Below are 22,153 nucleotides of genomic sequence, written 5' to 3' on the forward strand. Positions count from 1 at the left end.
GCCGGGCTCAGGCCCGCTGCCGCAGCGCGTTCAGCAGGGCCGCGCCCCGTTCGGCGTCGTCCACGCTCACCGCGAAGTCGGTACGGCGGCCCCGGGGGCGTACGACCAGACAGTCGCCGGCGCGGAGCATCACCGTCGTGCCGAGGCCGCTGAGGCGGTAGCCCCAGCCGCCGACCTGGGACGGCAGCCGGTGTTCGGCCCGGGCGGACTCGATGGCGGCCGGGGCCCAGCGGCGGGCGGGCCAGCCGAGCGGGCCGAACGACACCTCCAGGCCCCCTTCGGAGACCTTCGCCTGGACGGAGGAGAACGCGGCACCGGCGAGGGCGGCGACGCCGCAGCAGGCGCACACCGGCCACAGTGCGGTGGGGTCGGCCAGGCCGACGGCCAGAGCCACCAGGGCGCCGGCGGCGATCAGGCCGCTCAGCGCGGCCACCAGCTGCAGCCAGGGGTTGGTCGCGCGGGAGAACCACACCAGCCGCTCGCCCTCCGGCAGGTCCAGTCCCGGGGTGCCCGGGACCGGCGCGGTGCCCGTCCGGGTGCTCCAGCGCCAGGCCAGCACGCCCGCGACCGCCGTCACCAGCAGGACCAGGACGATGTCCAGGGCCGGCTCGCGGGCCTCGTGCCAGTCGGCGCGGTCGAGGTTCGCGCGGACGAGGGACGCCTGTGCGCCGACGAGTGCCGTCGCCGTGGGCGCCAGTGCGATCACCCGCCAAGAGCGTGCGGCCGGCCGGGAAGGACGCCGGCGCACGCTCACCGCCAGGGCGATCAGCAACCAGAACCCGGCCGGGAACAGGGAGGCGGCCCACAGCGGCATCGAGCCGTCGGGGGTGGCGCCGCCGCTCCAGTGGGTCGCCAGCCGGTCGGGCAGCCGGTCGTGCACGGCCCAGGGCAGGCCCGCGAGGAGCGCCGCGACGGCCGCCGCGCACCCCGAGGGCCCCCAGCGGGTTGCGCGGCTACGGCCGCCTTCGAGATCGTCCCCGTCCGTCATGTCGTCATCCCCCGGATCATCTCGATGAGGTCGGTGCGGCTGTAGCCGAGCCGGGATGCCTCCGCGACCAGCTCCCGCACCCTGATCTGCAGTCCGGAACGCCGGGCGGCTCCCTCGGCCACGGTGATCCCCCGGCCCCGGCGGAACTCCAGCAGGCCCTCGTCCCGCAGTTCGCGCAGGCCGCGCAGGACCGTGTTGACGTTGATGTCCAGCGCGGCGGAGAGCTCACGGGCCGAGGGCAGCCGATCGCCGGCGCGGCACTCGCCCTCGGCGACGGCCCGCCGGATCGCCGCCGCGACCTGCTCGTGCAGGGGGCGGGTGTCGGACGTGTCCAGATGCAGCAGCATGGTGCCAATGACACTAGCACCATCGGTTTCATCTCGCGCCCGGGCAACGCGACGGGCCCGCCGCTTTCCGCGACGGGCCCGTCAGTGGCAGGGGGTGCGTCAGCCGAGCCTGGCGAAGCCGTAGTTGAGGAGCTTCGTGGCGTCCGCCGCGCGCTGCGCCTTGGAGCTGGAGGCGAGGACCGTGCCGATGACGGTCTTGCCGTTCCGGGTCGCGGCGAAGACCAGGCAGTACTGGGCCTCCGGGCCGGAACCGGTCTTCACGCCGATGGCACCGCTGTAGCTGGAGAGCAGCGTGTTGGTATTCGTCCACGTCTGCATGGTGCGGGTGCCGCCCGACTTGGTGATGGTCTTCGCCGTGTAGGCCTTCGTCTTGACGACCGTGCGGAACGTCGCGTTCGTCATCGCGCTGCTGGCGATGAGCGTCAGGTCGCGCGGCGACGAGTAGTTGTTGCCGTTGCCGATGCCGTCGAAGGAGTCGAAGTGCGTGTGCTTCAGGTTCAGGCTCTTGGCGGCGGCGTTCATCTTGCCGATGAAGTTGCTGACACGCGCGGCACGGGTGGAGCCGGAGCCGTAGGTGTCGGCGAGGGCGTAGGCGGCGTCGCAGCCGGACGGCAGCATCAGGCCGTACAGCAGCTGGCGGACGGTGACCTTGTCGCCGACGATCAGGTGGGCCTGGGAGGCGTTGTTCTTGACGACGTAGTCGCTGTACGCCGCCTGGATCGTCACCTTCTTGTCGAGGTTCAGGTTCGACTGCGCGAGCACGACCTTGGCGGTCATGATCTTGGTGGTGGAACCCGTGGAGAGCGGCGTGTCCATGTTCTTGTTGAACAGCGTCGCGTGGTTCGCGTTGTTCATCACGTAGCCGCCCTTGGCCACGATCGAGGGCGTCGTGACGGCCTGCGCGGGCGCCGCGGTGAGGGCACCGGTCGCCAGCAGTGCGCCGGAGGTGACGGCGACGGCGGCGGCTCTGCGGAGTCGAGTGCTGCGTGCGCCCTTAATGCCGGTAATCAAAGTGAAATACCCCGATTGTCGTGAATGCCCCTGGAGTGCGGCCGAGTTGAGGTGGCGGGGGCAGGAGGCCGCACGTGTGAGACACGTAAGTAGCACAGAAAGTTGTGTCGTTGCTGCGGGTGATTTTCGCCACGCCCGGATGCTGGACGCCGCTGTCGTACGCGTACGTCTTGTATCTATCCTGTGGACATGAAGACGGCCGTTCAGCAGCCCGCACGCCGGCACGACAAGCCGCCGCCCGCCGCCGACCGTGTGTACGCCCATGTCAAACAGGGCGTCCTCGACCGTCGCTACGAGGGCGGGACCCTGCTCACCGAGGGCGAGCTCGCCGAGGCCGTCGGGGTCTCGCGCACCCCCGTGCGGGAGGCGCTGCTGCGGCTGGAGGCCGAGGGCCTGATCCGGCTCTACCCGAAGAAGGGCGCCCTGGTCCTGCCCGTCTCCGCACAGGAGATCGCCGACGTGGTGGAGACCCGCCAGCTGGTCGAGGAGCACGCCGCCCGCAAGGCCGTACCCGCCCCGCCCGGTCTGCTGGAGCGGCTGTCCGAGCTGCTGGAGCTGCAGAAGGCGCAGGCCGCCGCCGGTGACCTGGCCGCCGCCGCGGTGACCGACCGCTCCTTCCACGCCGAGATCGTGCGCAGCGGCGGCAACGAGATCCTGTCCCGGCTCTACGACCAGCTGCGCGACCGGCAGCTGCGGATGGGGGTCGCCGTCATGCACTCCCACCCCGACCGGATCGCCAAGACCCTCGCCGAGCACGAGGAGATCCTCGACGCGCTGCGCGCCGGGGACGCGGAGGCGGCCGTCGACGTCGTGCACCGGCATGTGAGCTGGTTCTCGCACCTCGCCCGGGGCGAGGTGCGATGAGCAGCCCGTCCAGGAACGCCACTCTTCCGGGTGATCCGCCGGGCGGCCGGCGCGCCGTCACCGTGTGGTCCATAGGCGTGGCGGTGTACTTCGTCGCCGTCATCTTCCGTACGTCGCTGGGCGTGGCCGGCCTCGACGCGGCCGACCGTTTCCATGTGGGCGCCTCCGCCCTGTCGACGTTCTCCATCCTCCAGCTGCTGGTCTACGCAGGCATGCAGATACCCGTCGGCCTGCTGGTCGACCGGCTCGGCACCAAGAAGGTGCTGAGCATCGGGGCGATCCTCTTCACCGCCGGGCAGCTGGGCTTCGCCTTCTCGCCCTCGTACGGCACCGCCCTCGCCTCCCGGGCCCTGCTGGGCTGCGGTGACGCGATGACCTTCATCAGCGTCCTGCGGCTCGGCAGCCGCTGGTTCCCGGCCCGGCGCGGGCCGCTGGTCGCGCAGCTCGCCGGGCTGGTCGGCATGGCCGGCAACCTGGTCTCCACCCTGGTCCTCGCCCGGCTGCTGCACGGCATCGGCTGGACCCCGGCGTTCGCCGGCAGTGCGTTCGCCGGTGTCGTCGTCCTCGTCCTGACCCTGCTGTTCCTGCGGGACCACCCCGACGGGCACGAGCCCGAGCCGTCGCCGCACCAGGGCGCGGCGTACGTGCGCCGGCAGATCGCGGCGGCCTGGCGGGAGCCCGGCACGCGCCTGGGGCTGTGGGTGCACTTCACCACCCAGTTCCCGGCGATGGTGTTCCTGCTGCTGTGGGGCCTGCCGTTCCTGGTCCAGGCCCAGGGGCTCAGCCGCGCCACGGGCGGTGAGCTGCTCACCCTGGTCGTGCTGTCCAACATGGTGATCGGGCTCGTCTACGGCCAGATCGTCGCCCGGCACCACGCGGCGCGGCTGCCACTGGCACTGGGCACGGTCGGGGCGACCGCGTTGCTGTGGGCGACGACGCTGCTGTGTCCCGGCGAGCACGCGCCCATGTGGCTGCTGGTGGCGTTGTGCGCGGTGCTGGGCGCCTGCGGGCCGGCCTCGATGATCGGGTTCGACTTCGCGCGGCCGGCCAACCCGCCCGAGCGACAGGGCACGGCGTCCGGCATCACCAACATGGGGGGATTCGTCGCCTCGATGACGACGCTGTTCGCGGTCGGGGTGCTGCTGGACGCCACCGGGGACGACTACGCCGTCGCGTTCAGTGCCGTGTTCGTGCTGCAGGCGCTCGGGGTGTCCCAGATCCTGCGGCTGCGGGGGCGGGCGGCTCGGCGGGAGCGGGAGCGGTTGGTCGCCAGCCGGGTGGAGACGGTGCACGTTCCCGCATAGGTGCCCTGGGCCGGTGGTGGGCGGGGCCGCTTCCTACGGCGTCACCGCGAAGGCGCGCAGGATCGCCGCTGCCACGTCCTGGTCGCCCTCCGTCTTCACCCGGTCCGCCACCGCCTCCGGGGTGACACGACCGCACGCGAGGCGGACGTAGGTCTCCCAGTCGAGGGTGAGGGTGGCGGCGGGGCCTAGGGCCGGGGCGGTTTCCAGGGTGCCGCGGCCCTGGATGTCGACGCGAATCGTGCGCAGGAACTCCACCGGGCCGTGCACGTCGAACACGATCGCCGAGCTGCGCGGCGCGTTCGCCTCCTTGGCGACGACCCTGGGCAGTGCCTCCAGCAGGACGTCCCGCACGACGTGCGCGCCCGGCGAGTCCAGGTTGCCCGGCCGGCCGAGGGCCGTGCGCAGGTCCTGCTCGTGCACCCACACGTCGAACGCGCGGGTGCGGTAGGCCTGTTCCAGGGTGATCTCCGAGCTCAGGGGGCCGCGTACCGTGGTGCCGGGGTCGCGGGACTCGGTGCGCAGCTGGCGGTTGCGGCGGATGACCGTGTACTCCAGCTCGGCCGTCATCTCCGGCGCCGTGTGGTGGCGGCGGACGTCGACCTGCATCTCCATGTACCGCTGGTGCTCGTTGGTGACGTGGAAGAGGTCACGGGGGAGGGAGTGGATCGGCCGCGGGTCGCCGAGCATCTCGCAGTCCATGCCGATCACATGGGACACGATGTCCCGAACCGACCAGCCCGGGCACGGTGTCCGCCGGTTCCACTCGCCTTCCGCAAGCGACTGGACCATCTCGGATATCGCGTCGATGGAGTGGGTCCAGGCGTCGGCGTAGGGCTGGAGGGTGGGATGCAGACTCACGGAACGGGACCCCTCGGCGGTCGGTACACGGGCAGGTGGTGGCGGCGTTGCCAGCGGGCGGCGGCTGCGCTTCGGCGGGTGTCTGGGAGTCCCCCTGGTTCTCGGCTTCGCTCGAACCGGGGGGACCCCCAAGTTACGCTGCCTCCAGGCACCCCGGCAGTGCTTTCGTGTGACGATCGTAGGCCCGTGTGGACAACTCGAATGCCAGGACGGTGGTAGTGTGCGCGCCTCGCTGATCCAGATCGCCGTGAACGAGGACGAATCGGTCGACTCCCGACGGCAGCGAGTGGCCGCGCTGGTGCGGGAGCAGTCCGGTGCCGACCTCGTGGTCCTGCCCGAGCTGTGGACCACCGGTGCCTTCGCCTACGAGGAGTTCGGCCGTGCGGCCGAGCCGCTCGAAGGGCCGACGTACCAGGCCATGGCCAAGGCGGCGAGCGACGCGGGCGTGTGGCTGCACGCCGGGTCGGTTCCCGAACGGGACCCCGAGGGACCGCTCTACAACACCTCTCTCATCTTCTCCCCCTCCGGTGAGCTCGCCGCCGCCTACCGCAAGATCCACCGCTTCGGTTTCGACAAGGGCGAGGCCGTGCTGATGGGTGCCGGGCGGGACCTGGTGACGGTCCGGCTGCCCGGGACCACGCTCGGCGTGGCCACCTGCTACGACCTCCGCTTCCCCGAACTCTTCCGCTCACTCGTCGACGCCGGAGCCGAGACCCTGGTGGTCCCGGCGGGCTGGCCCGAGCGGCGACGGGCGCACTGGACGCTGCTGGCTCAGGCGCGGGCGGTGGAGAACCAGGCGTTCGTGCTCGCCTGTGGAACGGCCGGGACGCATGCGGGGGTTCCCCAGGCTGGTCACTCGATCGTGGTGGATCCCTGGGGCGAGGTGCTCGCCGAGGCGGGCCCGGACGAGGAGGTCCTCACCGTCGACTTCGACCCGGCGAAGGTGGCGGCCACGCGCGAGCAGTTCCCCGCGCTGAAGGACCGGGTGCTCGGCCTGGAGCCGCCGCGCCGGTGAGAGCAGCACAGCCGGCTGCTCAGTCGTCCTCCCCTTCCTTCTGCGCCAGGTGGATCACGCACACCGCCACCGCGATGAGCAGCGCCGGATCGGCGTCGTCGCGCACGATGTCGACGCCGTAGGTGTCGCGCAGGTGCAGTCGGCGGCGGGAAATCACCGCGAGGAGTTCGCCGTCGTACTCGACGGCGAACTCGTGGTCGAGGATCCTGCCGCTGACGTCCAGCCCGGTGCCGTCGGCCAGGGACACCCGGTAGTGGTTGCGCAACAGGGACAGCCGTTTGCGCCGGATGGTGGCCAGGCCCTCGCCGTCCCGCTCGATCACCATGGTGCCGCGCAGCGCGAACATCTTCTGGTGGATGTCGACCAGGACGCGGCCCTGGGCGTCCTTCAGCTCGAAGGTGTCCCGCAGCCGCATGGCCTTGCCGTCGACGAGGAACACCTTCCGGCCGTGCTCGTCCTCGATCCAGTAGTCGTCACCGATGCCGAGGAGCCGGTCGCGTACGAGGAGTCTCATGCCGTGACCCGTTCCCCGCCGCGAGTTGATCCTCACGGCTGCGCCGGTCCGAAACGCCTGCGGTAGCCCGATGGGCTCAGCCCCGTCTCCCGGCGCAGCCGCGCCCGGAGGTTGGCCGCCGTCCCCAGGCCGCTGCGGGCCGCGACGACGTCCAGGCGCTCCTCGCCCCGCTCGATCAGCCGGCAGGCCAGCGCCACCCGCTCCCCGGAGAGCCAGGCCAGCGGTGTCGTGCCCAGCTGGGCGCGGAAGCGGCGGTGCAGCGTGGCGGGGCTGACGGCCGCGCGGGCGGCGAGGTCCGCCACCGTCAGCGGATCGCCCAGCCGTTCCTGCGCCCAGGCCAGCAGCGGGCCGAGCGAGGTGTCGGGCACGTCGGGCACCGGACGCTCCACGAACTGCCGCTGACCGCCGTCCCGGTGGGCGGCGAAGACCAGGCGCCGCGAGACATGGTTGGCGATCTCCGCGCCGTGGTCCCGGCGTACGAGGTGCAGGCCCAGGTCGAGCGCCGAGGCGCTGCCGGAGGCGGTCAGGATGTCGCCGTCGTCCACGAAGAGCACGTCCGGCTCCAGGCGCACCCGGGGGAAGCGGCTGCGGAAGGACTGCGCCCACATCCAGTGGCAGGCCGCCCGGCGCCCGTCCAGCAGCCCGGCCTCCGCGAGGGTGAACGCGCCCGAGCAGAAACCGACGAGCCGGGCGCCACGCGCGTGTGCGCGGCGCACGACGTCCAGGACGCGCTCCGTGCGCGGGACCTCGGTGTCGGGCCGGTTCGGCACGATCAGGGTGTCGGCGTCCTCGGCGGCTTCGAGACCGGCGACCCCGGTGAGCGTGAAGAAACCGTCCCGCATCCGGGTCTCGGGCTCGGCGGCGCACAGCCCGAAGTCGTACAGGTCCCGCCCCAGTTCGGGCCGCCGCAGCCCGAAGACCTCGATGGCGCAGCTCATCTCGAAGGGGTTGGAGTTCTCGTCGACCATCAGCACGACGCGGTGAGAGGATCCTTGCGGCATGTGCGATTCCTAGCACTCGCACGGCGGCCCCGGCCACCCGCACGATGACCGCATGGAACCGATCTCCCTCGACCAGGCCCTCGCCTCCTTCACCGAGCAGTGGAGCCCCCGCATCGTCACCACCGTCAACGACTACGACGTCCGCGTGGCGAAGGTGCGGGGCGAACACCTCTGGCACGTCCACGACCACACCGACGAGTTCTTCCTGGTCCTCGACGGCGAACTGCACATCGGCCTGCGGGAGCCGGCCGGGGAGCGCACGGTCGTCCTGCCCAGGGGCTCGGTCTTCACCGTCCCGCGCGGGACCGAGCACAAGCCGTACGCGCGCGTGCCCACCTCGATCCTCGTCGTGGAACCCAGCGGCACCGCGACGGTCGGCGACCGGCACGAGGAGGTGCCGGACCACGTGGACGCGACCACCGGCCACGCCCTGTCCTGACCGGCGCGGTCCTGCGATCAGGCGCCCGCGTCAGACGCCGTAACCGTCGCTGTAGCCGTCGACGCGGTGGTGGTGATGGCGGGGTTCCTCCTCCACCACCGGGGTCGGTGGCATCACGACCCGGCGGCGCCGTGCGATGCCACTGAAGGTCGCCACGCCGATCAGCCCCACGGCCATCAGGATCAGGCCGACGACCGTGAGGTTGACCCCGTGCATGTGCCAGTCGGTCGCGAACGTGAGGATGGCCCCCACGGCGATGAGGATGATGCATCCTCCGAGCCCCATGAGAAGTCGCCTCCCCTTTCGGTTCCGGAATCTCCGGTGCCGTCCGGGTACCCGGGGCCGTCCCGGCTAGCCCTCCAGGAAGGCCCCGAGGGCGTTCGCCAGCAGGAACGGGTCGTCGGCGCCGCACAGTTCGCGCACGCTGTGCATCGAGAGGATCGCGACGCCGATGTCCACGGTCCGGATCCCGTGCCGGGCCGCGGTGATCGGGCCGATGGTGGTGCCGCACGGCATGGAGTTGTTGGAGACGAAGCTCTGGAACGGCACGCCGGCCTTCTCACAGGCGGCGGCGAAGACGGCGCGGCCCGAACCGTCCGTGGCGTAGCGGTTGTTGACGTTGACCTTGAGGATCGGGCCGCCGTTGACCCGCGGGTGGTGGGTCGGGTCGTGCCGTTCCGCGTAGTTGGGGTGGACGGCGTGGCCGGTGTCGGAGGACAGGCACACCGTGCCGGCGAAGGCGCGGGCCCGGTCCTCGTACGAGCCGCCGCGCGCGAAGACCGAGCGTTCCAGCACGGTTCCGAGCAGCGGGCCGTCCGCGCCGGTGTCCGACTGGGAGCCGTTCTCCTCGTGGTCGAAGGCGGCCAGCACGGGGATGCGGGTGAGCGGGGTGCCGGAGGTCGCGACGGCGGCCAGCGCGGCTGTGCCCGCGTGCACCGACAGCAGGTTGTCCATGCGCGGTCCGGCGACCAGCTCCCGGTCCCGGCCGAGGTAGGCCGGGGCCTCCACCGGGTGGGTCATCAGGTCCCAGCCGGTGACCGAGCCGGCCGCGAGCCCCGCCTCCTGCTCCAGGAAGGCGATCAGATCGCCGTCGCGGACATCGTCGCCGAGGCCCCAGATCGGCTGGAGATGGCGCTGCTTGTCGAGCTTGAGACCCTCGGTGCTGACCGAACGGTCCAGGTGGATGGCGAGCTGCGGCACCCGCAGCAGCGGACGGTCCACGTTGACCAGCACCGTGGAGCCGTCGCGCAGGCTGAGCCGGCCGGCCAGGCCCAGGTCGCGGTCGAGCCAGGAGTTCATCAGCGGTCCGCCGTAGATCTCGACGGCGACCTGACGCCAGCCGTGCGCCCCGCTGTCCGGGCGCGGCTTGATCCTGAGGTTCGGGGAGTCGGTGTGCGCGCCGACGATGTGGAACGGCGTGTGCGCCTCGGCCCCCTCGGGGACGTACCAGGCGACGATCGCACCGCCGCGCAGCACGTACTTGCCCCCGCTCGACGCGTCCCAGGCGTCCGTCTCCGCGACCTGCCTGAAGCCCGCCTTCTCCAGCCGTTCGGCGGCATTGGCCACCGCGTGGTACGGCGACGGGCCGGCCGCCAGGAAGGACATCAGGTCGTCGGTGTGGCCGCGGTCGAAGCGGGCTGCTGCGCTCATGGGATTCACCTTAACGACGTGCACGGGCCCGCTCCCGGAAAGAGAGCGGGCCCGCACAGTATCTACAGGGACGTAGCCGCAGGGGTCTGCCGCGGTGTATCCGTGACGTGTCCGTGGGGACGTCCGGTGGGGACGTCTGCTAGAACGCGGCCTCGTCCAGCTCCATCAGGTCCAGCTCGACACCCGAGGCGACCTTGCGGGCCAGCGTGACGCCCGGCAGGACGTTCGCCGCGAAGAACTTCGCCGCGGCGATCTTGCCGGTGTAGAACGCCTGGTCCTTGGCGGAGGCCGTGGTCAGCTTCTCGGCGGCTATCGCGGCGCCCTTCAGCAGCAGGTAGCCGACGACGACGTCACCGGAGGCCATCAGCAGGCGGGTGGTGTTCAGGCCCACCTTGTAGATGTTCTTGGTGTCCTGCTCGGTGGCGGCGAGGTCGGTCAGCATCAGGCCGACGATCGCCTCCAGCTCCACGGCCGCCTTGGCCAGGTGCTCACGGGCGCCGGACAGCTCCTCGCCGCCGGTGCCGAGGGCCAGGAACTTCTTGATGTCCTCGGCGAGGGAGTTCAGCGCGGCGCCCTGGTTGCGGACGATCTTCCGGAAGAAGAAGTCCTGGCCCTGGATCGCGGTGGTGCCCTCGTACAGGGTGTCGATCTTGGAGTCCCGGATGTACTGCTCGATCGGGTACTCCTGCAGGAAGCCGGAGCCGCCGAAGGTCTGCAGCGACTGGGCGAGCTGCTCGTAGCCCTTCTCGGAGCCGTAGCCCTTGACGATCGGCAGCAGCAGGTCGTTCAGCGCGTGCTCGGCGGAGGCGTCCTCGCCGGCGGCCTCCTTGACCTGGATCGCGTCCTGGACGGAGGCGGTGTAGAGGACGAGCGCGCGCATGCCCTCCGCGTACGCCTTCTGCGTCATCAGCGAGCGGCGCACGTCCGGGTGGTGGGTGATGGTGACCTTCGGCGCGGTCTTGTCCATGAAGTTCGCCAGGTCGGGACCCTGGACGCGCTCCTTGGCGTACTCCAGGGCGTTCAGGTAGCCGGTGGACAGCGTGGAGATCGCCTTCGTGCCGACCATCATGCGGGCGAACTCGATGATGCGGAACATCTGGCGGATGCCGTCGTGCTTGTCACCGATGAGCCAGCCCTTGGCGGGGTGCTGGTCGCCGAAGGTCATCTCGCACGTGTTGGAGGCCTTCAGGCCCATCTTGTGCTCGACGTTGGTGGCGTAGACGCCGTTGCGCTCGCCCAGCTCGCCGGTCTCGAAGTCGAAGAGGTACTTCGGGACGAGGAAGAGGGACAGGCCCTTGGTGCCGGCGCCGGCACCCTCGGGACGGGCGAGGACGTAGTGGAGGATGTTCTCCTCCATGTCGTGCTCACCGGAGGTGATGAAGCGCTTCACGCCCTCGATGTGCCAGGAGCCGTCCTCCTGCTGGATCGCCTTGGTGCGGCCGGCGCCCACGTCGGAGCCCGCGTCGGGCTCGGTGAGCACCATGGTGGAGCCCCACTGCTTCTCGACCGCGATCTTGGCGATGTGCTTCTGGACCTCGTTGCCCTCCTCGAAGAGGATGCCGGCGAACGCGGGGCCCGAGGAGTACATCCACACGGCCGGGTTGGCGCCCAGGATCAGCTCGGCGTAGGCCCAGATCAGGGAGCGCGGGGCGGTGGTGCCGCCGATCTCCTCGGGGAGGCCGAGCCGCCAGTACTCGGAGTCCATGAAGGCCTTGTAGCTCTTCTTGAAGGACGCCGGGACCGGCGCGGTGTTGGTCTCCGGGTCGAAGACCGGCGGGTTGCGGTCGGCGTCGGCGAAGGACTCGGCCAGCTCGTTCTCCGAGAGGCGGGTCATCTCCTCCAGGATGCTCTTGGCGGTGTCGACGTCCATCTCCTCGAACGGGCCGGTGCCGTACACCTTGTCGCGCCCCAGTACTTCGAAGAGGTTGAACTCGATGTCGCGGAGATTCGACTTGTAGTGCCCCATGGCGACGGCTCCGTAGAGGGATCGGCGAGGCACTGACTCCTCGCACCTAGTTCACGTACCAACAAGTAGCTCCGATGATGCTACCCGCCGGTAATAAGAAGCAACCCCTGTCGGCGCAAGTGTGAGAAGGGTCTACTCCTTCCTGTCCGGGAAGGGGGTCGTGAGCAGCGTCGCCCACTGGTCCGGATGTTCGGCGAAAGGCAGGTGACCGCCCGGTATCCGCATCAGCCGGGCTCCCGGGATCCCCGCCGCCACCTCCCGGTGCAGCCGGGGTGCGACGAGCGGGTCGTCGGCGGGCGAGACGACCAGTGTGGGCACCGTGATCCGGGCCAGGTCCGCGGTCACGTCGAGCCGCTCCGCCAGCTCCACGTGCTCCGGAGTGCCCGGCGGGACGCCCGCGCCCGTCTCCTTCACCGCGCTCTCCAGCTCCCGCGGGCCCATCGCCTCCAGTGCGGCCGGGCTCAGGCTGTGGGCGAGCAGGAACCGTCCGAGCGTGTCCGGGTCGCCGGCCTCTATGAGCGACCGCCACACGCGCGCGGTCAGCCGGACCTGCGCGTCCGCGCGGGCGAAGGGGGCGGTGAGGACGAGCGCCGTGACCCGCTCCGGGTGCCGCACGGCCAGCCGTACCGCCACCGCCCCGCCCAGCGAGAACCCCGAGACGGTGTACCGCTCGACTCCCTCCGCGTCGGCGACGGCCGCCAGCTGGTCGGCCAGCTCGTCCAGTTCCAGTGGCCGGCTCGCGCGCGGGGTGCCGCCCGAGCCCGGGTAGTCGGCGCCGATCACCCGGTACCGGGCCGTCAGCCCGGCCATCACCGGGCCGTAGTTGGCGGCGAGGGAGCCGCCTGCGCCGTGGGCGAGGAGCAGGGTGGGACGCGGGCCGGCGTCGGACATGGGTACTCCCGGGTCTCTATCTGTAGCGGTCGATATAAAAACCGTAGCAAGTTTATCTAGTGACCGCTACATAAATTGTCCCGGGGGTCACCGCGCCGCTCCCGCTCGGTACGCTTGCGCCCATGTACGGCTACGACCAGAACGTCGGTGCTCAGCAGCAGTACGCCGCACCCCAGCAGCCGATGGCCGGCGGCTACGGGCAGCAGCCGCCGCTGTATCCAGAGCCGTCCCCGCCCTCCCTCGCGGACGCGGTGCGCGCCTTCACCACCGGGCAGATGTCCGCCGAGGACTTCCAGCAGATCTTCGCCACGTCGAAGGTGTACTGCCCGCGCGGCGACACCCCCGGCTTCCTCGCCCTGCACAACACCCAGCAGCCGGTGATCCCGATGTTCACCTCGCTCAAGGAGCTGCGCCGGTACGCGGGCAAGGAGTCCAAGTACTTCGTGATCACCGGTGCCGAGGTGATCGACCTGCTCCCCACCGGCTACGGCTTCGTCCTGGACATGGAGGGCGAGCACCGGATGGTGTTCGACGCGAAGGCGGTCGAGCAGATGGTCGACTTCGCGATGCGCCGGATGTACGGCTAGCCGAAGCTCCTCGCCGAGAGCCCGGAGGGAATTCCCTCCGGGCTCTCTCTGTTGTGGGTGGCAGGAAGTTCAATGCTCAACTAATGTGGGCGCACAAGGAGGTACCGACCATGCCTGCAGTGACCGTCGAGAACCCGTTGACGCTGCCCCGCGTGACCGCACCCGCCGATGCGGTGGCGCGTCCGGTGCTGGCCGTCACGACCGCCCCGAGCGGCTTCGAGGGCGAGGGATTCCCGGTGCGCCGGGCGTTCGCCGGGATCAACTACCGCCACCTCGACCCGTTCATCATGATGGACCAGATGGGGGAGGTGGAGTACGCGCCGGGCGAGCCCAAGGGCACCCCGTGGCACCCGCACCGCGGCTTCGAGACCGTCACGTACATCATCGACGGGATCTTCGACCACCAGGACTCCCAGGGCGGTGGCGGCACCATCACCAACGGCGACACCCAGTGGATGACGGCCGGTTCGGGCCTGCTGCACATCGAGGCGCCGCCGGAGTCCCTGGTCATGTCCGGCGGCCTCTTCCACGGCCTGCAGCTGTGGGTGAACCTCCCCGCCAAGGACAAGATGATGGCGCCGCGCTACCAGGACATCCGCGGCGGCAACGTCCAGCTGCTCACCTCCCCCGACGGCGGCGCGCTGCTGCGGGTCATCGCCGGTGAGCTGGACGGCCACGCCGGCCCCGGTATCACGCACACCCCGATCACGATGATCCACGCGACGCTCGCGCCGGGTGCGGAGATCACCCTGCCCTGGCGGGAGGAGTTCAACGGCCTGGCCTACGTCCTCGCGGGCCGCGGCAGCGTCGGTACGAACCGCCGGCCGGTCCACTCCGGGCAGACCGCGGTGTTCGGGTCCGGTACCTCGCTGACCGTCCGCGCGGACGAGAAGCAGGACTCCCGCACACCGGACCTGGAGGTCGTCCTCCTCGGCGGACAGCCGATCCGTGAGCCCATGGCCCACTACGGCCCGTTCGTCATGAACACCAAGGAAGAGCTGATGCAGGCCTTCGAGGACTTCCAGAAGGGGCGCCTGGGGACCGTCCCGGCGGTGCACGGCATGACCGGGGGCGGGCTGTAGGCCTCGCCGACCCGCTGAGGGAAAGCCCCGTCCGGGTGCCGGACGGGGCTTTTCGGTGTGCCGGCCGGGGGTGTGCCCGGGTGCGCGGCAGGGATCTTCGTGTGCGCGGTGAGAGCCCTTCCCGGGCGCGGTGCAAGGAGGCGCGCCGACCCGGATGGACTAGTTCCGGAAGGCGTCGCGCCGAGCGGGCCCCTAGCGTCGCAACTGCGCGCCTCGTTCCACAGCGCGCACGAGTGGTCGCGCCTGGTGGCCGACACCACGCACACACACCCCCAGTTCAGGAGTCACATATGAGCAGCATCCGCAGCGCCCTGGCGTGCACCGCGGCAAGCGTCCTCCTCACCGTCGGCGGGGTCGCGCTGGCCGCCCCCGCCCAGGCCCAGACGGGCGTCGCCCCGCAGAGCACGACGGTCACGGTCTTCGCCGACGACGGCACCGGAACCGGCACGAGCAGCGACTCGAGCACCGCCACGAGCAGCGACACCGGCACGGACACCAGCACCGGTACCGGCAACGACAACGGCAACGGCAACGGGAACGCGAACGGGAACGGGAACGGGAACGGCAACGGCACCAACTGCGGTCTCCTCGGCCTCGGCTGCCTCCTCCAGGGTCTCCTCGGTGGCCTCCTCGGCTGAGGACACTCCGGCAGCGCCCGGCCAGCCACCGCGTGAGCGGCCGCCCCGAGAGAGGCGGCCGCTCACGCGGTTGCGTGTGCCGGCCGACCCCGGCGGCGGGGCGCGCGCCGTTGGGGTCGCCGGGGGAGACGCCCGTGGCCGGCGCTGGGGACCCGAGTCCGTGGGGCACCGGTGCCGGCCGCCTCACCCGCCCGGACCCGTGCGGCGGGACACCCGCCGTCGGCCGTGATCCGCTGGAGGCGTGTCGCTGTTGCCCGACCCCGTGCGCCGCCTCGCCGCCTGGTGTGCCGTGCTGCTGCTCGTCGCCGGGGTCGGCTGGGTGGGGGTGCGGCTGTGCGGGGAGTTCCGTACGGCCGTCACGCCGGTGCTGCTGGCCCTGCTCGGGACCGCGCTGCTCGGCCCGCTGTACCGGCAGCTCGTGCGGGCCGGGGTGCAGGCGTCGCTGGCGGCCGGGCTCACCTGTGTCGCCGTGGTGGCCGTCGTCGGCGGTGCCGTGTACATCGTCGTCGCCGCGCTCATCGACACCGGTGACCAGATCACCGCCTCGCTCCGGGACGCCGCCAAGGGCGTCTCGCGGCACTTCGGAGCCGCCGGCACCGGCCTCGACGACCTCGCCGTCAACGCGCGCACGCTGCTGAGCAGGTTCGGCGCCACGGCCGCGTCCAACGTCATCAGCGGGGTCAGCGTCGTCGGCGAGAGCATCGCGATGGCCGTGCTCGCCCTGCTGCTGGTCTTCTTCTTCCTGCGCGACTCCCACCGGGCCGTCGTCGTCCTCCGCTCCCTCGTGCCCGGCGGCACCGCCGGCACCGCCGACACCCTGGAGGCCATCGCCCGGCGCGCCTTCGAGGCCGTGGAGGGCTTCATGCGGGGGACGACCGTCATCGCGTTCATCGACGCCCTGTGCATCACCGTCGGCCTGCTGATCCTCCAGGTGCCCGGTGCGATCGGGCTGGGCGCACTGGTCTTCGTCGGCGCCTACATCCCCTACCTCGGTGCCTTCGTCTCCGGCGCGGTCGCCGTCCTGGTCGCCCTCGCCGACCGCGGGTTCGTCATCGCGCTGTGGGCGCTCGGTGTCGTCCTGGCGGTGCAGGTGCTGGAGGGGCATGTGCTGCAGCCGGTCATCCAGAGCCGGACCGTGCAGATGCATCCGGCCGTGGTGATGCTCACGATCACCGCCGGGGCGTCCGTCGCGGGGATCCTCGGGATGCTGCTCGCGGTCCCGGTGACCGCGGCCGCCTTCGGGGTCGTACAGGAGCTGCGGGCGCGTTACGCGACACCCTCCGACGCGTCGTCCGCCGAGACGTCCCCCGGCACCTCGTCCGGCACCTCGTCCGACAGCTCGGCCGACTCGTAGAGCTCGAACCAGATGCTCTTGCCCTCGCCCCGGGGGTTCACCCCCCAGGCGTCCGCGAGGAGTTCGATCAGCATCAGGCCGCGGCCGGAGGAGGCGAGCTCACCGGGCCGGCGCTTGTGCGGCAGGTCGTCGCCCGCGTCGGTGACCTGCACCCGCAGCCGCCGCGCCGCCGCCTCGCCGGTCACCTCGGCGAGCAGCAGCGCATCGGCGTCGGTGTGAACGAGGACGTTGGTGACCATCTCCGAGACCAGCAGCACCGCCGAGTCGACCTGGTCCGCGCCGGCCCAGTCGTGCAGCAGCTCGCGCAGGTGCCGGCGGGCCTCGGCGATCCGGTCCGGCTCGTCCTGCGCCACCGACAGCAGCGTGCGCCGGACCGCGGGCCGTGCCGTGTCCTGAAGCGGGCGGCTCAGCAGCACCAGCGCGATGTCGTCCTCGCGGCGGTCGGTCAGGGGGCCGGTGGTGTGGTGCGAGGACGGCCCGTGCACGCCCTGCACCAGCGCGTCGGCCAGCGATTCCAGCCCGGGTCCGTCAGCCCCCCGGTGATCCTCCAGGATCGCGCGCAGCCGGCGCCAGCCGCTCTCCATGTCGTGGCCGCCGGTCTCGATCAGACCGTCGGTGCAGAGCATCAGCGTCTCGCCGGGTCCCAGGGTGAACCGGGTCGTCGGGTAGTCCGCGTCCGGGTCGATGCCCAGCGGCAGTCCGCCCGCCGTCGGCCGCATCATCACCGTGCCGTCGGCCATCCGGATCGCCGGGTGCGGGTGCCCGGCACGAGCCATCTCCAGCATCCCGGTCGCCGGGTCGGCCTCCACGTACACGCAGGTCGCGAAGCGGAGGTCGGCCAACTGGTCGTCGTCGTGCGTGATGCCGTGCAGGAACCGGGACGCCCGGGAGAGGACGGCGTCCGGGCGGTGGCCCTCGGAGGCGTAGGCGCGCAGGGCGATGCGCAGCTGGCCCATGAGACCCGCGGCCCGTACGTCATGGCCCTGGACGTCCCCCATGACCAGCGCGGTCCGGCCGGAGGGCAGCGGGATCAGGTCGTACCAGTCGCCGCCGACCTGGAGTCCGCCGCCGGTCGGGATGTACCGGGCGGCCACCTGCATCCCGGGGATCTCCGGGCCGAGCGAGGGCAGCATGGAGCGCTGCAGGCCCTCCGTCAGCTCCCGCTCCGACTCGGCGGCGCCGGCCCGGGACAGCGCCTGGGCGAGCATCCGGGCCACCGTGGTCAGCACCGCGCGCTCGTCGGGGGTGAACGCCACGGGGTAGGTGAAGGCCGCCAACCAGGCGCCCATCGTGCGCCCGGCCACCGTCAGCGGCAGGAAGGCCCAGGAACGGCGGCCGAAGGGCTGGGCGAGCGGCCAGGTCGACGGGTAGCGCTCCTTGTACTCCTCGGGCGAGGACAGGTACACCGCGCGGCCGGTGCGCACGACCTGGGCGGCGGGATAGCCGGTGGTCAGCGGCATGTGCGAGAAGGGCCCCAGGTCGCCCGGCTCGTGCCCGTGCTGACCGATGATCGTCAGCCGGTCGCCCTCCGCCCCGAACACCACGAGGCCGTCCGGCGAGAAGCCCGGCATCGACAGGCCGCCGGCCACCCGCAGCACCTCCGCGGTGGACCGGGCCTGCGCCAGCGCCCGGCCCGCGTCCAGCAGGAACGCCTCCCGTGAGCGCCGCCAGTCACCGGTGACCGCGCTGCGGGCCGCCGCCGTGCCCGGGGTCGGCTCGGTGACCTCCTGAAGCGTGCCGATCAGCTCGTACGCCTGCCGCACCGGATCGAAGGAGGGCTTCGAGCGGCTGCGGGCGACCCGCAGGACCTTCCCCCGCTCGTCCATGATCCGGATGCGCACCTCGGCGAGCGTGCCCTCGTCGACCGCCAGCGGGACCACCCCGGTGATCTCGTTCCAGTCCTCGGGGTGCAGCCGGGCCCGGGTCTGGGCCTCGGTGAGCGTGGTCGCCTCTGCGGGCAGCCCGAGCAGTCGCGCCGCCTCCGCGTCCATGGTGACCAGTCCGGCGGCCGTGTCCCAGCGCCACAGGCCGGTCGCGAGGGCGGCGAGGACATCTCCGACGGACGGGAGAGGCTCGCCTGTGAGCATTGCCCCACTTTATTGAGCTGTGATTGATAGGTGCCACTGTATGTATGTCTGATGGGATGAGTATCACTTTGGAGGTGCCGCCGAAGGCCAGGACCGGTGTGCGGTGGGCCGCGGTAATGGTGGGGAGCCGATCTTGGGGTGCCCGGTACCCTTGATGGGTCCGGGCCCCGTGCCCGTTCTCGCGGGGGAGAACACGCCCCGCAGACCTCACACACGAAGGACGATGAACGACGATGCACCGGTACAGGTCCCACACCTGCGGCCAGCTCCGCGCCTCTGACGTCGGCACCGACGTCCGGCTCAGTGGCTGGCTGCACAATCGGCGCGACCTGGGCGGCATCCTCTTCATCGATCTGCGCGACCACTACGGCATCACGCAGCTGGTCGCCCGCCCCGGCACGCCCGCGTACGAGGCCCTGGACAAGATCTCCAAGGAGTCCACGGTCCGCATCGACGGCCGCGTTGTTTCACGTGGAACCGAGAACGTGAACCCCGATCTGCCGACGGGCGAGATCGAGGTCGAGGTGGCCGAGGTCGAGCTGCTCGGCGCCGCCGCCCCGCTGCCGTTCACGATCAACGCCGAGGACGGGGTCAACGAGGAGCGGCGCCTGGAGTACCGCTTCCTGGACCTGCGCCGCGAGCGCATGCACCGCAACATCATGCTGCGTACGCAGGTCATCTCGGCGATCCGGCACAAGATGGTCGCGATGGGCTTCAACGAGATGGCGACGCCGATCCTGTCCGCCACCTCCCCCGAGGGCGCGCGTGACTTCGTGGTCCCCTCGCGCCTCAACCCCGGCAAGTTCTACGCGCTGCCGCAGGCCCCCCAGCAGTTCAAGCAGCTGCTGATGATCTCCGGCTTCGACCGCTACTTCCAGATCGCGCCCTGCTTCCGCGACGAGGACGCCCGCGCCGACCGCTCGCCCGGCGAGTTCTACCAGCTCGACGTCGAGATGAGCTTCGTCGAGCAGGAGGACGTCTTCCAGCCGATCGAGAAGCTCATGACCGAGCTGTTCGAGGAGTTCGGCGGCGGCCGGCACGTCACCTCCCCCTTCCCGCGGATCCCGTTCCGCGAGGCGATGCTGAAGTACGGCTCCGACAAGCCGGACCTGCGCGCCAAGCTGGAGCTGGTGGACATCACCGACGTCTTCGAGGGCTCGGAGTTCAAGGCGTTCGCCGGCAAGCACGTGCGTGCGCTGCCGGTGCCCGCGGTCCAGGACCAGCCGCGCAAGTTCTTCGACCAGCTCGGTGAGTTCGCGGTCTCCCTGGGCGCGAAGGGCCTGGCCTGGGTCCGCGTCGCCGAGGACGGTTCCCTCTCCGGCCCGATCGCGAAGTTCCTCACCGAGGAGAACGTCGCCGAGCTGACCAAGCGTCTCTCCCTGGCCCCCGGCCACGCGGTCTTCTTCGGCGCGGGTGAGTACGACGAGGTCTCGAAGATCATGGGCGGCGTGCGGGTCGAGGCGGCCAAGCGCGCGGGCCACTTCGAGGAGGGCGTCTTCCGCTTCTGCTGGATCGTCGACTTCCCGATGTACGAGAAGGACGAGGAGACCGGCGCGATCGACTTCTCGCACAACCCCTTCTCCATGCCGCAGGGCGGCCTGGAGGCCCTGGAGACCCAGGACCCGCTGGACATCCTGGGCTGGCAGTACGACATCGTCTGCAACGGTGTGGAGCTGTCCTCCGGTGCCATCCGGAACCACGAGCCGGAGATCATGCTCAAGGCCTTCGAGATCGCGGGCTACGACCGTGAGACCGTCGAGGAGAAGTTCGCGGGCATGCTCCGCGCCTTCCGCTTCGGCGCCCCGCCGCACGGCGGCATCGCCCCCGGCGTGGACCGCATCGTCATGCTCCTCGCGGACGAGCCCAACATCCGCGAGACGATCGCCTTCCCGCTCAACGGCAACGCCCAGGACCTGATGATGGGCGCCCCGACCGAGCTCGAGGAGGCCCGCCTGCGCGAGCTGCACCTGAGCATCAGGAAGCCGCAGCCGAAGTAGCAAGCACCGCCGTGCGCGCCGATCTGTCCTGACTCGCTCTTGACGGCCGGCGCGCACAGCCGTCTCCGGGCGGACAAGCGCGGGTACGTCACCTTCCGGACGGTGTTCCCCGGCTGGTACCGGGGCCGGAAGCACATCGCGCGCGGAGTGCGGTCCCGTCTGACGCTGGGTGTGGCCCCGGACGAGACGCACGAGGTAGCTGACACGGCTCAGTCCCCCTGATCCTCCTCGCTGTCCGGGAACGTCCCGTCCTCCAGCAGTCGTTCGGCGATGTCGTCGGACCACTGCTGGGCCCAGGCGCGCAGGGCGGGGATCTCGGCTTCGTCCAGGCCCTGGCGGAGGAAGTCCAGGTCGGAGTAGAAGTCCGTGCCCGTCAGCCGGGACTGCAGAGTCGGCAGGTCGAACGGGTCGTGGGCGTGTCTGCGGCCCAGTTCCTCCAGGTCGGGCAGGGAGAACCGGGCCGCGGCGGCCCGCGCGTCGATCAGGTCGACCGCCGCGCCCCGGTCGTACAGTGCCCGGATCTTCGTACCCACGGCGTCCTCCAGGGAGAGGGCGGGGCCGTACTCGGTCAGCTCCGGCGGCTGCCAGAAGGCCTCCTTGTGCAGGGCGAGGGCGCAGGGTTCGCCGGTCGGCGGGTCGGTGACCGTCAGCTGGGCGGTGAGCGTGGCGACGGCACCCGCCCGCACCTGCCGGCCGCGGGCCTCCAGGGTGGCGCCGACGGCGGCGGCGATCCGGTCCATGCCCTCGGAACTCTCCGTGGCGAAGTCGAGATTGCCGTGCGGACGCCGCACCAGACCGTGCGCCTGCAGGGCGTATCCACCGGCGAGCACCAGCCCGTACGCACCGCCCGCGGTGACGACGTCGGCGAGGAGGCGGTGGTGGGGTTCGGGGACGTTCAAGATTTTTTCCGGGTTCCTGTCACACGGGTGCGGGCTGGGGGTTCAAAGAGGTGTCCGGAGTTCTTCGACCGCTCGATGCTCGATGGGAGCCTCTCATGCGTACCGCCCAGATCGTCGTCACCCTGCTCGCCGCGCTGATGGCCGGTTTCTCCGGTGCGGTGCTGCTGCTGCGGGCCCAGTGGATCGTGCGGGCGCTCACCGACTACGCGGTGCCGCAGCGCTGGTGGACCCCGCTCGGCGTGGCCAAGACCGCCGGGGCCGTCGGGCTGGTGGCCGGGCTGTTCGTGCCGGTGATCGGCGTGGCGGCCGGGATCGGGCTGGTGCTCTACTTCCTCGGAGCCGCCGTCACCGTCGCCCACGCCCGCTGGTACTCCCACATCCCGTTCCCCCTCGTCTACGCGGCCCCCGTCGTCGGCGCGCTCGTCCTCGGGCGCGCCGCCTGAAGACAATCCGCCCCGCGCGGCAACGTCCCCGCCAGCGGCGGCCACTGAGGAGTCGTAAGCAGGTCAGCACACCCCTGAGGACTCCTCCGTGGCAGCTCCCTCTGGTCACCGACCTGGTCGCCGCCTACAACGGGGCGCACTCCAAGGGTCGTACAACCGTGCGGGTCTCTGGGGAGTCTCCTTGACGCAGCGATGTGATCAAGAGGAACAGCAGGGGA

General features: G+C 71.2%; 22 protein-coding genes. 10 read left to right on the top strand and 12 right to left on the bottom strand.

The features are described from left to right. Window positions 1-7 precede the first annotated feature (7 nt). From ACWC94_RS06785 to ACWC94_RS06795, 3 genes are all read right to left on the bottom strand, one after another. Entirely contained in the window at window positions 8-988 is a 981-nt protein-coding gene (locus tag ACWC94_RS06785; RefSeq protein WP_450795297.1) for a DUF1648 domain-containing protein, read from the bottom strand. After that, window positions 985-1,335 (bottom strand): GntR family transcriptional regulator, encoded by a 351-nt coding sequence (locus ACWC94_RS06790; RefSeq protein WP_450795298.1) that lies wholly within the window; start codon window positions 1,333-1,335, stop codon window positions 985-987. The genes ACWC94_RS06785 and ACWC94_RS06790 overlap by 4 nt, the downstream gene beginning before the upstream one ends. Window positions 1,336-1,434: 99 nt before the next feature. Beyond that, complete coding sequence (locus ACWC94_RS06795; protein WP_450795299.1) at window positions 1,435-2,346, bottom strand: D-alanyl-D-alanine carboxypeptidase family protein; 912 nt, start codon at window positions 2,344-2,346, stop codon at window positions 1,435-1,437. A gap of 189 nt (window positions 2,347-2,535) precedes the next feature. Here ACWC94_RS06795 and ACWC94_RS06800 point away from each other — a divergent pair, with 189 nt between their 5' ends. Both ACWC94_RS06800 and ACWC94_RS06805 read left to right on the top strand, forming a co-directional pair. Continuing rightward, the gene (locus tag ACWC94_RS06800; RefSeq protein WP_450795300.1) at window positions 2,536-3,210 is read left to right on the top strand and encodes a GntR family transcriptional regulator; all 675 of its coding nucleotides are present in this window, start codon (window positions 2,536-2,538) and stop codon (window positions 3,208-3,210) included. After that, on the top strand, window positions 3,207-4,514 hold the full coding sequence (locus tag ACWC94_RS06805) for an MFS transporter (RefSeq protein WP_450795301.1): 1,308 nt from the start codon (window positions 3,207-3,209) through the stop codon (window positions 4,512-4,514). The genes ACWC94_RS06800 and ACWC94_RS06805 overlap by 4 nt, the downstream gene beginning before the upstream one ends. 33 nt (window positions 4,515-4,547) lie before the next feature. Here ACWC94_RS06805 and ACWC94_RS06810 read toward each other — a convergent pair whose 3' ends face one another. Continuing rightward, window positions 4,548-5,372, bottom strand: a complete 825-nt coding sequence (locus ACWC94_RS06810; RefSeq protein WP_450795302.1) for a maleylpyruvate isomerase family mycothiol-dependent enzyme — start codon at window positions 5,370-5,372, stop codon at window positions 4,548-4,550. 220 nt (window positions 5,373-5,592) lie between these two features. On the opposite strand from ACWC94_RS06810, the gene ACWC94_RS06815 reads away from it, so the two are divergent. Then, the gene (locus ACWC94_RS06815; RefSeq protein ID WP_450795303.1) at window positions 5,593-6,387 is read left to right on the top strand and encodes a carbon-nitrogen family hydrolase; all 795 of its coding nucleotides are present in this window, start codon (window positions 5,593-5,595) and stop codon (window positions 6,385-6,387) included. A gap of 19 nt (window positions 6,388-6,406) precedes the next feature. Here ACWC94_RS06815 and ACWC94_RS06820 read toward each other — a convergent pair whose 3' ends face one another. Together ACWC94_RS06820 and ACWC94_RS06825 are read right to left on the bottom strand one after the other, a co-directional pair. Continuing rightward, the gene (locus ACWC94_RS06820) at window positions 6,407-6,901 is read right to left on the bottom strand and encodes an LURP-one-related/scramblase family protein (protein WP_450795304.1); all 495 of its coding nucleotides are present in this window, start codon (window positions 6,899-6,901) and stop codon (window positions 6,407-6,409) included. Between the two features lie 32 nt (window positions 6,902-6,933). Continuing rightward, window positions 6,934-7,902: a GlxA family transcriptional regulator gene (locus ACWC94_RS06825; protein WP_450795305.1), complete on the bottom strand. Its 969-nt coding sequence runs from the start codon at window positions 7,900-7,902 to the stop codon at window positions 6,934-6,936. Window positions 7,903-7,954: 52 nt separating this feature from the next. Between ACWC94_RS06825 and ACWC94_RS06830 the strand changes: the two genes are divergently transcribed. Further along, window positions 7,955-8,341: a cupin domain-containing protein gene (locus ACWC94_RS06830; RefSeq protein WP_450795306.1), complete on the top strand. Its 387-nt coding sequence runs from the start codon at window positions 7,955-7,957 to the stop codon at window positions 8,339-8,341. 30 nt (window positions 8,342-8,371) lie between these two features. On the opposite strand, the gene ACWC94_RS06835 is transcribed toward ACWC94_RS06830, so the two are convergent. The 4 genes from ACWC94_RS06835 to ACWC94_RS06850 form a co-directional block, all read right to left on the bottom strand. Further along, window positions 8,372-8,626, bottom strand: coding sequence for a DUF6458 family protein (locus ACWC94_RS06835; RefSeq protein ID WP_450795307.1), 255 nt, complete (start codon window positions 8,624-8,626; stop codon window positions 8,372-8,374). A 66-nt stretch (window positions 8,627-8,692) separates the two neighbouring features. Then, a complete protein-coding gene (locus ACWC94_RS06840) occupies window positions 8,693-9,991 on the bottom strand; it encodes a M18 family aminopeptidase (protein ID WP_450795308.1) in 1,299 nt (432 codons plus the stop codon). A 139-nt stretch (window positions 9,992-10,130) separates the two neighbouring features. After that, window positions 10,131-11,957 (bottom strand): acyl-CoA dehydrogenase, encoded by a 1,827-nt coding sequence (locus tag ACWC94_RS06845; protein WP_450795351.1) that lies wholly within the window; start codon window positions 11,955-11,957, stop codon window positions 10,131-10,133. A gap of 132 nt (window positions 11,958-12,089) precedes the next feature. Further along, the gene (locus tag ACWC94_RS06850) at window positions 12,090-12,848 is read right to left on the bottom strand and encodes an alpha/beta fold hydrolase (protein WP_450795309.1); all 759 of its coding nucleotides are present in this window, start codon (window positions 12,846-12,848) and stop codon (window positions 12,090-12,092) included. A gap of 122 nt (window positions 12,849-12,970) precedes the next feature. Here ACWC94_RS06850 and ACWC94_RS06855 point away from each other — a divergent pair, with 122 nt between their 5' ends. From ACWC94_RS06855 to ACWC94_RS06870, 4 genes are all read left to right on the top strand, one after another. Further along, window positions 12,971-13,435: an SseB family protein gene (locus ACWC94_RS06855; RefSeq protein WP_031172737.1), complete on the top strand. Its 465-nt coding sequence runs from the start codon at window positions 12,971-12,973 to the stop codon at window positions 13,433-13,435. 110 nt (window positions 13,436-13,545) lie between these two features. After that, on the top strand, window positions 13,546-14,517 hold the full coding sequence (locus tag ACWC94_RS06860) for a pirin family protein (protein WP_450795310.1): 972 nt from the start codon (window positions 13,546-13,548) through the stop codon (window positions 14,515-14,517). A 290-nt stretch (window positions 14,518-14,807) separates the two neighbouring features. Continuing rightward, window positions 14,808-15,155 (top strand): hypothetical protein, encoded by a 348-nt coding sequence (locus ACWC94_RS06865; protein WP_450795311.1) that lies wholly within the window; start codon window positions 14,808-14,810, stop codon window positions 15,153-15,155. Window positions 15,156-15,396: 241 nt separating this feature from the next. Next, window positions 15,397-16,509 (top strand): AI-2E family transporter, encoded by a 1,113-nt coding sequence (locus tag ACWC94_RS06870; RefSeq protein ID WP_450795312.1) that lies wholly within the window; start codon window positions 15,397-15,399, stop codon window positions 16,507-16,509. Here the strand turns inward: ACWC94_RS06870 and ACWC94_RS06875 are convergent. Next, window positions 16,422-18,596 (bottom strand): SpoIIE family protein phosphatase, encoded by a 2,175-nt coding sequence (locus tag ACWC94_RS06875; protein ID WP_450795313.1) that lies wholly within the window; start codon window positions 18,594-18,596, stop codon window positions 16,422-16,424. The genes ACWC94_RS06870 and ACWC94_RS06875 overlap by 88 nt on opposite strands. A gap of 233 nt (window positions 18,597-18,829) precedes the next feature. On the opposite strand from ACWC94_RS06875, the gene aspS reads away from it, so the two are divergent. Continuing rightward, entirely contained in the window at window positions 18,830-20,593 is a 1,764-nt protein-coding gene (aspS, locus tag ACWC94_RS06880; RefSeq protein WP_450795314.1) for an aspartate--tRNA ligase, read from the top strand. A gap of 209 nt (window positions 20,594-20,802) precedes the next feature. Here the strand turns inward: aspS and ACWC94_RS06885 are convergent, their stop codons facing one another. After that, entirely contained in the window at window positions 20,803-21,492 is a 690-nt protein-coding gene (locus tag ACWC94_RS06885) for a nucleotidyl transferase AbiEii/AbiGii toxin family protein (protein ID WP_450795315.1), read from the bottom strand. Window positions 21,493-21,587: 95 nt separating this feature from the next. Between ACWC94_RS06885 and ACWC94_RS06890 the strand changes: the two genes are divergently transcribed. Beyond that, complete coding sequence (locus tag ACWC94_RS06890) at window positions 21,588-21,935, top strand: DoxX family protein (protein ID WP_450795316.1); 348 nt, start codon at window positions 21,588-21,590, stop codon at window positions 21,933-21,935. Window positions 21,936-22,153: the final 218 nt, after the last annotated feature.

The sequence above is a fragment of the Streptomyces sp. NPDC001135 genome (assembly GCF_053598395.1).